General features: G+C 60.2%; 8 protein-coding genes. 4 read left to right on the forward strand and 4 right to left on the reverse strand.

Features of this window, described 5'->3' with window-relative positions; genetic code table 11:
• Positions 1-1,392 (forward strand): hypothetical protein (locus VGG64_21210; protein ID HEY1602135.1); only part of this gene is annotated, 1,392 nt, incomplete at its 5' end.
• Positions 1,393-1,401: 9 nt separating this feature from the next.
• Here VGG64_21210 and VGG64_21215 read toward each other — a convergent pair.
• Both VGG64_21215 and VGG64_21220 read right to left on the reverse strand, forming a co-directional pair.
• Entirely contained in the window at positions 1,402-2,322 is a 921-nt protein-coding gene (locus tag VGG64_21215) for an alpha/beta hydrolase (GenBank protein ID HEY1602136.1), read from the reverse strand.
• 215 nt (positions 2,323-2,537) lie between these two features.
• Positions 2,538-3,038 (reverse strand): four-helix bundle copper-binding protein, encoded by a 501-nt coding sequence (locus tag VGG64_21220; GenBank protein HEY1602137.1) that lies wholly within the window; start codon positions 3,036-3,038, stop codon positions 2,538-2,540.
• A 442-nt stretch (positions 3,039-3,480) separates the two neighbouring features.
• Here VGG64_21220 and VGG64_21225 point away from each other — a divergent pair, with 442 nt between their 5' ends.
• Entirely contained in the window at positions 3,481-4,245 is a 765-nt protein-coding gene (locus VGG64_21225) for an LssY C-terminal domain-containing protein (GenBank protein ID HEY1602138.1), read from the forward strand.
• Between the two features lie 163 nt (positions 4,246-4,408).
• On the opposite strand, the gene VGG64_21230 is transcribed toward VGG64_21225, so the two are convergent.
• Positions 4,409-4,534, reverse strand: a complete 126-nt coding sequence (locus VGG64_21230) for a hypothetical protein (protein HEY1602139.1) — start codon at positions 4,532-4,534, stop codon at positions 4,409-4,411.
• A gap of 371 nt (positions 4,535-4,905) precedes the next feature.
• On the opposite strand from VGG64_21230, the gene VGG64_21235 reads away from it, so the two are divergent.
• The gene (locus VGG64_21235) at positions 4,906-5,469 is read left to right on the forward strand and encodes a DUF4112 domain-containing protein (GenBank protein ID HEY1602140.1); all 564 of its coding nucleotides are present in this window, start codon (positions 4,906-4,908) and stop codon (positions 5,467-5,469) included.
• 42 nt (positions 5,470-5,511) lie between these two features.
• On the opposite strand, the gene VGG64_21240 is transcribed toward VGG64_21235, so the two are convergent.
• On the reverse strand, positions 5,512-6,534 hold the full coding sequence (locus tag VGG64_21240) for a sugar phosphate isomerase/epimerase family protein (protein ID HEY1602141.1): 1,023 nt from the start codon (positions 6,532-6,534) through the stop codon (positions 5,512-5,514).
• Between the two features lie 165 nt (positions 6,535-6,699).
• Here VGG64_21240 and VGG64_21245 point away from each other — a divergent pair.
• Positions 6,700-7,118: PQQ-binding-like beta-propeller repeat protein (locus tag VGG64_21245; protein HEY1602142.1), on the forward strand; the 419-nt coding region annotated here is incomplete at its 3' end.

Consider the following 7,118-nt stretch of genomic DNA (forward strand, 5'->3'; position numbering starts at 1 on the left):
CCTGTCGCTACGAATGCGGTCGCGGCAAAACCGGCGGCCAATGTCGACGACGTTCAACGCATCGTCTGCTCCAAGTGCGCGACAAAGATGCGTGTGCCCCCCAACGCGGCTGGCAAACAAATCGTCTGTCCCAAGTGCAAAAACAAACAACGCGTGCCAGAAGCTGTCGCCGCGGCCAGCGAGGACAGTAAAAAAACAGTGAGTAACGTCGACACGATTGCGCTGACCGAGACACCTATCCCCGCGCAGGATTTGGACGGCGGCATGTTTGACATGCTCGACGAGGGTGCCGGCACAGACACGGGCGCCGATGCGACCTCGCCCGCCTCCCTCACCGGGCCCAAACTGTCAGGGGGAAAATCCAAAGGAGGTGGCAATAAGCTCTTGGGCTTGCCGCCGATGGCCGTTTACGGTGGCGCCGCCGCCATCACGGCACTCGTCATAGGGCTGATCTTGGTCATGGTGCTTTCCGGTCCGACCGCCACTACGACGATGGTCGCGCAAGCGCCCCTACCGGCGCCCACTTCCCCGCAACCAAGTATTTCAACGTCGCCAGTTTCGACACCGCCACCGTCAGCACCGGCTGCCGCTGCCGTATCACCCGCGCCGGCCCCGAGCATAAGTCAGACTGCCCCAAGTGTGACCCAGCCTGCCGCGACCGTAACACCGGCTGCCCCACCAGCCGAGCCAGCCGCATCCGTTCCACCCTCAGGCCCACGCATGGACCCGCTAGCGGCGGCAGCTGCGCGCCGTCGGGCCGAAATGGCCGCTCAGACCGGCGCGGGCCCGCTACCGATCGGAGGACGGAACCCTCCTCCTGCATCGACCGCCGCGCCACCAGCGCAGGTCGATCCGACGGCTTGGCTGAAGAGGATTCCACTTGTGCGCCTGGTGCCTGATTCTCAACCGTCAGCCGGCGAGACGGCCGCGGCGCAGAAATCCCGCGACGAATTGCTTGGTTTAGTGAAAAACGTGCAGGCTGCGCAGGATAAATTGCTAGAATGCCTCGTGCAGATTAACGACACCGACTCCGCCAAACGATGGGCGTCCCAGTGGGCAGAGTCGACTTCGCTGGGCGTCGATTACATCAGGCAGATCAGACAAGCTGGAGGTCTGCCGAAGGTCGAACCCGTGCCCCCGCCGTCGGCGGGCCTGGGACTTCGCGGAATGGCCATGGCCCAAGAGAAGGCCAAGGCATCCAATCCGGGTCCGCATGATCAGGAAGTCGTTCAGCGTCTCGAGGCAGAGCTTACCAGGATCAACCAGTTCCCGGGCGCAATGGCGGCACTAGAAGCTTCCCTGGCCGAACGAGCGGCACGCGAGCCGCAAAGCGCTTTGGCGGCGGCACTCACACAGCGTGGCGTCACGATCCCCGCCGCGCCGGCCCCCTAGACGCGACGGCTATTTCAGGCTGAACTGCTCGATCCTTTCAGCCACGGCAACGGGATCTTCGATCAATAAAAAGTGGCCCAAGTCCGGCAGTTCGTGGTAAGCCGCTTGTGGGCAGCGCCGCGCCAGTTCGCGCCCCATCTCTACATGTGCAATCGGGTCGCCATCGGCCCAAACAAACTGAAGCGGGGAAGTGGTCTTCTCTAGCACCCCCACCCAACGATCCGCGTAGAGATATCGTTCGCGCATGTACCCGGCCAGCGCTGGCAGCCGCAAATACCCCTCCTGATAGCGCAACAACTCGTCCATCACTTGCGCATCACGTTCGGTGATTGCCTCGGGGCGCCGCATTAAGCCTCGCAATGCAGCCACGTACATACCCGGTAGCGCAGTGCGGCAGAATTCGATGGCCTGCGGCAGCGAAGCATTATTCGCCAATAGTTCCTGCAGTGGCGTGATTTTGGCGAGCCATTGCAGCATGCTACCGTTAAGAAATGTCGATCGCTCGACGTGGAAGGTCAATCTCTCCTCGGCTTGTCGAGCCAACAATTCGCAATGCACGCTGGTCCCCATGTCGTGGCTCACGACATGCGCGGCTGGCACGTCCAAGCGCTGCAGCAATTCCTCCAGCAGATCAGCCTGCGGAAAGAGGGAGTAGCCATACGCAGCGGGCTTGTCTGACAACCCAAACCCTAGAAAATCCGCGGCGAAGACACGAAACTGCCGCCGCACCAATCGCATGACACCATGCCAGTCGTAGCAAGACGTCGGGAACCCGTGCAGGAGAACCACAGCGGCACGTTTCTCGGGCGGCCGAGGATTGTCCGGCCCCTGCTCAACGACAAAGATGCGATGGCCCGCAATGTTTTCATGGCGACCGACGGCCAGCCACTCGCGCGTGGCATCTGAGAGCGATTCGTGATCGGCTGTCATGGGCAGAGACCTCGCGGACAGAATGGATCTGTTCGCGTGATTCTCGCCACCGCGCAGTCTGTTGACAATACTCAACCGCTAAATCCCCGCTCGACGTTCGCCGGCCGCGATAGTTGAACCACGAATCATACGAATAAAGCATCCCTCGTTATTCGTATGATTCTTGGTATCTCGTTATTCTTCTCCTTTCCGTGCGCCCGCGGATATCGCGCTCGCTACCGTGCCGGAACCTTATGACCTGCCGAGGCCGCATGATGCGCGGCATGAGATACCATTGCGTGGCAACTCGCAGCGCAGGCTCGACACTCCTTTGCGCACCTCGTCAGGGCTTCGTCCGACGGGTGAGTTTCGCATTCGGTCGCGCACTTCTCGCAAGCGTCTGCGCAGGCATGACAAGCAATATTCATCAATGGACTGACCCGTCCGATCATCTTGGCGGACTGGCTGCAGAACTCCTGACAGTCGACGGCCAGGTGCAGCGCGTCTAGATACTTGGCGGTTCCATGTTTCGTTTTCTCGTAGCAATAATGCGTGGTCATATTGCACTCGTTCATGCAATCCGTACACGCGTCCAAGCACCTTTGCATGGCGGCGGCATGCGGCGATTGCTCACCTTTACGAGCGTCGTCCCCCTTGTCCGCAGCCAAAACTTGCCCGCTGAGTCCCAGAGCCGCGAAACTTGTGCTTACTGTTCCCAACATTTGACGACGGTTCATGACAGGCTCCTTCTAGTTAAAACCACGAGTTGCAGACTCCTGGCACGTGCTTTCAGGACCCTAGGTCGGCGTCCGGGCGACGTATCCGGCGACCCCCAGGGGGTCGCCGGATCTCGACCCGACGATACCTTGGGCCGGACGCTTTAAAGTGCTGCAATTTGGATGCCGAATAGATCACCTGCGCGTCGCGTACATGTGCCAGCAACGCCGCGGCGGTGGCCCCCAGGAGAGCGCTTAGCCCGCCGGCCCCAGGGGCTCAAAAAACGGACCTCCCGATCCCGGCGGTTTCTTTTGCTAGCGAACCATCGCCGATGAGTGCGCCAGCAAGACGGCCTTGATCGCGCTTGATGGCATCGCTACCATCTCGCGCCACAGAAACACAGTAAACGTGGCCCGGAAGTCAACCGGCCCATTACGATTGAACCGATAAAGGGCTCTCGTTATGTCGACAGGGAAGTCGAGCAGGCATGGTACGGCGCTCGTCGAAACGTTCGCATGCCCGCGCAAACGTGTCGGTCCCCAACTTAGATCGGCCGTATTACCGCTAGCCCTAGCGGTCGCGATCTTGTGCGGTGGGCACCAGACCTCGGCGCATGCCCAAGGTATCAAGGCGCATCCAGGGCTCGCCAAGGCGCCGCAAGTGACGATGAACGTGCATGGCCGGGCGGGCGACCCCGTGAACATTGCCTTCATCGGGTCGGAAGAAGAATTGCACCATGCATTGGCCACGGCCGGCTGGTTTCCGGCGGATCCGATCACGCTCAAAACCTCGCTGCGCCTGGTGGGCGACGTGCTGGCGCGTAAGCAGTATGCGGACGCGCCCGTGAGCAATTTGTATGTTTGGGGCCGCAAGCAGGATGTGGCCTTCGAGCAGCCGGTTGGGTCGAGCCCGAAGCAGCGACACCATGTCCGTTTCTGGCGTTCGGCCGAGGTTGACGACAATGGCGAGCCGCTGTGGTTGGGCGCAGCCACGTTCGACACTCGGGTGGAAATTAGCCGCACCACGGGGGGCGTCACGCATCGGATTTCGCCAGACGTCGACAGTGAGCGTAATAAGCTCGTCAAAGACACCGACGGCGTCGGCGACCTGGCCGGCGTTTACTGGGTCGACAATTTCCATGAAGCGCGCGAAGGGCGCAACGGCGGCGGCGATCCCTACTTCACTGATGGTCGCCTGGCCGTGGGCGTAATTACGATCCGCCGCTAAAAAGTTCACGGATCTCATCCTTCGCAAAAAAAGAAAATGCCACGCAGAGTGGCGCGGCGTTCTCCTTCGAGCCACCGCGCCATCTTGTGGCACCTTCTTTTTTTCTCTTAACTCTCGGCGTCGCTCGTGCGAGCGACCATCTGCATCTCCGCCTTGGTCGGCCCTATCGCCCCAGCATCTTCGCGATGATGAAGATCACTATCGCTCCGCCAAATCCTCCGCCAGCGAGCAGGTAAACCAATGAATAGCCTGCCGCCGCCACCGGTACGAGAGTAGTAACGAGGTCCATCGCAAGCCTCCGTTTGTTTTTGTCTGTGGAGCCCGGCCGATTGCGGCCTTGTGCCGTGTGGCCAGGGGACCTGCGCTGCAGGCCCTTCGATCGGATTCAAGTTCTTCGATCGACAGTGAAGAATCTTTAGCAACTACCGTGCCTGGAAAAACCGCTAGAGCAAAATCTGGCGGCATTTCGCCATCCAGGCCGCTCAAGCATGGCACACGTGGCTGCCATTCGCGCTGGCTGGTCGATTCCGAAGCAGCAAGCTCACGCGATGATCGACCGCGGTCTTCGCTGCGTAGTGAATCAAGCAAACCTTGCTCGACCCCTGGCAATCCGCGCTGCGGCACAACCCATAGCGCATCAGACAAACAAGAGAACCCAATATGAGTCGCGCCAATCAGCTTCCCCTCTCGCAACTCAAAAACTTGCGTACGCAAAGAAAAGAACGGTCCGCGCCGCTTCCTTCGCCGGCTGTGCCCACGCAATTAGCGCCAGAACTCGAAGCGCTGGCCGCCTGGTTGGACAGCGCCTTTCGCGTCCCGGGCTTAGGAATACGATTCGGCTTGGACGCCATCCTTGGTCTGATTCCCGGCGTCGGAGATACTTTTTCGTCGCTGGCCTCGCTCTATATCCTGCACGCCGCGACCCGCTATGGCGTTCCAAGAACCACCATCATGCGCATGGGCTTGAACGTAGCGATCGACTATGTCGTGGGGTCGCTGCCCATCGTGGGGGACTTGTTCGACGTTTTTTGGAAGTCGAATCAATGGAACGTCGCCATCCTGCGGCATCACCTGGCAACAGCGCCGGACCAAAGGAAGCAGTCCACTTGGGGCGACAGGCTGTTTGTCGCCGTCGTCATCGCGATGCTGCTTGCCACCTTGGTGGGCAGCGTCCTGATTGCCGTGTGGCTGATGCGCTCGCTCGCTCACGTGATCGGACTCTGAAGGGCAACCATTCCAGTTTGCGGTGGCAGCCCACGCGCAGGGCTAGCCGCGCGCAGTCCGTCGCCCCAACATACGATCGAGCGCATCGGAGGTCTGATAAATCAACGCCTCGGGATAATGGGCCCACGGATGAAAATACTCGAACGTCAGGTGGCCGCGATATCCCGTCTCTTGAAAGGCGTCGAGCACGGCTGGCCAGTTGGTCGTGCCGTCTAGCAATGGGCGGAATGACTCGAGCGAGTAGTCCGTCCCCTTCTTCGAGAATTCTTTCAGGTGCACGTTCTGTATTCGTGCGCCGAGGATGCGGATCCAGTGCTCGGGATATTGAAACAGCATGATGTTGCCTGTATCGAAATGAATCCGCACGCGTTCGCTCGAGAAACAATCCACGAACGCGACCATCTCGTCGGGCGTCATCAAGAAGCCGTTGAAGAAGATGTTCTCGATATTTAGGTTCACGCCCTGCTTTTCGGCTTGCGGCAGCACGGCGCGAATGGCTTCAATGGCGCGCTCTTCGCAGACATCGTTGGGAACCGGTTCGTAGTCGGTACGCCAGGGAATCGTCACCGCGCCTGGCACCACTAGCAGATTGTCCGTGCCCAAATCATGGGCTGCGGAAATCATCTTGCCCGCCAGCTCGCGTGATTTGGCGCGGATCTGCGGATCGTTGCTGGTCATCGGAAACGGCCAGAACAAGAACGAACAGACGCCGCTAATCCCGATGCCGATCCGCTCGGCCATTTTGCGAATCGCGTGAAACTCCTTCGTGCTTGCCTTGGGCGACAGGTCATTATCCAAATCGTAGTTCAGCTCGATGGCGTCAAAGCCTGCGTCATGGGCCAGTTGCAAGCATTGTTCGAGCGACATCTTGTCGGGATAGGGAAAGGCCCACAGGTTGATGCTCTTGCGCATGTCGTACCGCGACGCCACGGCTGCGGGCTCGGATGACGGGGCTGCGGCCACCTGCCCAAACGCCTGGGCGCCCCCTGCGGCGGCCAGCGCGGCCGAGATCGCGGAACGGCGCGTGAAGCGGAAGGGGTCACTAGTCAACTTTTCGTCCGACATGTTGGCACCATTCCTGTGGTTTTGCGCGGTTTGCAACTTCCATCTTACCCCTGGCGCTGGAACCACTAAATCGGGCGCCCTATAGCAATGAGATTGACTTTCGATGACAATAAGCGACGGCCGTGGCGCGGACGTTTGTTACTCATCACCTACAGGGTATCAATTATGCGCTCTCCGCTTGCGCTGCGCCACGTGTTCTTGGCTACTCAACTGACTTGCGGCATGTACGGTGCGGCGACTGCCGAGACCAACGTGCCGCTGTTTCTCACTGGCCGGCAGCCCGCCACGGCCGAACGGCATCCGCCCGAGCGTTGGAGCGCCACCGAGAATATCGCCTGGAAGACCGATCTACCCGGCCTCGGCTGGTCTTCGCCCATCGTGTGGGGCAAGCGCGTCTTCCTGACCACCTGCGTTAACTCAGGCCAAGATGCCGAACCGCGCAAGGGGCTCTACCTGGAGGACGTCGACGCGAATAAGTATCCGCCGGAAAAGAACGAGCATCAATGGAAGGTCTACTGCCTGAATCTGGATGATGGCTCGATTCTCTGGCAGCGCGACGCCGAGAAGGCCGTGCCGGCCAAGCC

The organism is Pirellulales bacterium (genome assembly GCA_036490175.1).
In the GTDB taxonomy this organism is placed as follows: Bacteria; Planctomycetota; Planctomycetia; order Pirellulales; family JACPPG01; genus JACPPG01.

Coding starts and splice junctions, on each gene's coding strand:
- VGG64_21220 (HEY1602137.1), bottom strand. CDS start 3,038: ATGAACCGTCGTCAAATGTTGGGAACAGTAAGCACAAGTTTCGCGGCT.
- VGG64_21230 (HEY1602139.1), bottom strand. CDS start 4,534: ATGGACCTCGTTACTACTCTCGTACCGGTGGCGGCGGCAGGCTATTCA.
- VGG64_21240 (HEY1602141.1), bottom strand. CDS start 6,534: ATGTCGGACGAAAAGTTGACTAGTGACCCCTTCCGCTTCACGCGCCGT.
- VGG64_21215 (HEY1602136.1), bottom strand. CDS start 2,322: ATGACAGCCGATCACGAATCGCTCTCAGATGCCACGCGCGAGTGGCTG.
- VGG64_21225 (HEY1602138.1), top strand. CDS start 3,481: ATGTCGACAGGGAAGTCGAGCAGGCATGGTACGGCGCTCGTCGAAACG.
- VGG64_21235 (HEY1602140.1), top strand. CDS start 4,906: ATGAGTCGCGCCAATCAGCTTCCCCTCTCGCAACTCAAAAACTTGCGT.